This is a genomic window from uncultured Thiodictyon sp., assembly GCA_903837595.1.
In the GTDB taxonomy this organism is placed as follows: Bacteria; Pseudomonadota; Gammaproteobacteria; order Chromatiales; family Chromatiaceae; genus Thiodictyon.
In genome coordinates this window covers 1-1,695 of record CAILVI010000316.1, presented here as the reverse complement: position 1 = coordinate 1,695, position 1,695 = coordinate 1, and the positions used below count along the sequence as shown (strand labels likewise).

The following is a 1,695-nucleotide window of genomic DNA, read 5'->3' as shown; positions in this document are numbered from 1 at the left end:
TGAGCCTGGCCAGAATGGCGCTAATTTAAGCCAAGTCAGATTCATAATCAATTGGTTATCGTTGCCCTCCGTGACCAAAAATCGGCGTACTCAGCGCTGCTTCTTGGGGTGGCCGTTCTTGCGGACCTCCTCCTGCGCGACCCGCCGGGGCTTGGTCATCAGCGGATAGTTCTTCAGGCGACGTTTCAGCGCGCGCGGCTCGATGCGTCCCGGCCGCAGGCCGACTCGGGGCCCGGCGATCAGCACCAGCAGGGCACGGATGACCACCCCGTCATGCGTCCCCCCACCGCGCTGTTGCCACGAAATCCAGATCTGGAGCGTGTGCTTGAAGCTCAGTTGGCGCGGGATCTGGTCCGCCAACAGGGCGGCTTGTGCCATCAGCAGGCGGATCAGGTTATAGGCCAGCAAGTAGACCCACAGCTCTTTGATGGCCATGTCCGGGGTCCTGCAGCGCAGGTGCTCCATCCCGAGCGTGGTCTTGATGTTCCGCAGATCGAGTTCGATGTTCCAGCGGCTGCGGTACAGCACCTTGAGGATCGACTTGGGGGCGTCCTTGGGGCACAGGAAGGTGGTCACCATGATCTTGTGGCCGGCCTGGAACTCGCGCACCGTCAGGGTTCCCGGGGCCTGATCGTAGTCCTCCTGGCTCATCCAGTCGGGTTTCTTGGGCTTCGGCAGGACGATGAGGTGGTCGTGCACCCCAAGCCACTCGCCCAGGCGAAAGTCGGTGCTGCGCTTGCGTGCGCCGTACTGCTCAAACACCCCATCAACGCCGCGGCGCACCAATTCACAGAGCAAAAAATACGTTGCATAATAAGCATCTGCAACCAGAATCTCGCCGCTTAGAAGGGTGTCGAGCAGGGCTCGCAGGAGCGTCTGCTCGTCGCTGCCCTTGCCCGCGCAGGGACCGATGGCGGCATCCAGCACGACCCCGGTCGCCAGACACAGCAAGACCACCATCCGACAGATCGGGAACCCCAGCCCGTCCTTTTGGCTCTTGGGTTGCGGATACTTGGCCTGGTTTTCTTCCGTGTCCGCCAAGGTCATCGTCGCCCCGTCGGCGAGCCGCACCCGACGCTGCTGCCAGTGCCACCAGGCCGGTGCGCCGTCCGTCACGAGCTCCCCGGTTTGGCGCGTCAGCGTCCTGATCATCGGCAACGGCAACCGGGCGCGTGCCTGGCAGTAAGCGCTGGTGCTCGGACTGAGGCGCGGCAGCCCGGTGATCGCCCGCTCGACCCCGTAGTCGTCGAGCGCCTGGCGGCAACTGCCGTCCGCCGACAGCGCTTGGGTCATGAACATCGCCAACGTCTTGAGCGGCGGAAACGCCCGCTCACGATGCGCCGGCACCAGCGCCGCGACCCGATCGAGGAGCTGCGGGGCCGTCAACAGATTGAAGAAACCGCCGGCGTCGATACTGCCGGCATGATCAAGGACACGTTGCCGTGTCGTGGCGCTCTGGTTAGGATGCATAGGGGCTGGCTCGCGCGGTGGTCGGTTGGGTTTCGCAACTTTCAGTCTATCACTCGTGTGCGCCAGCCCCAAACTTTTCAGTCGGTTGGACTAAATTAGTGCCATTCGGGCCAGGCTCGAATACATTTCGGGACGGCAAGGCCGAAATTAACTCGAGCCTGGCCCCTTTACCCGCTTTACTCGCTTTACCCGCGACATTCACGCCTTGTCCACACGGAGTCAGAT

Annotated in this window: 1 protein-coding gene; it reads right to left on the bottom strand. The window is 62.8% G+C overall.

All coding sequences use genetic code 11. The features are described 5' to 3' along the window. Positions 1 to 90: 90 nt before the first annotated feature. Positions 91 to 1,470 (bottom strand): IS4 family transposase, encoded by a 1,380-nt coding sequence (locus tag QZY44_RS17325; RefSeq protein WP_295448924.1) that lies wholly within the window; start codon positions 1,468 to 1,470, stop codon positions 91 to 93. Positions 1,471 to 1,695: the final 225 nt, after the last annotated feature.

What these genes read in the sequence shown, in the direction of transcription:
- QZY44_RS17325 (WP_295448924.1), bottom strand. Translation starts at nt 1,470, where the DNA reads ATGCATCCTAACCAGAGCGCCACGACACGGCAACGTGTCCTTGATCAT.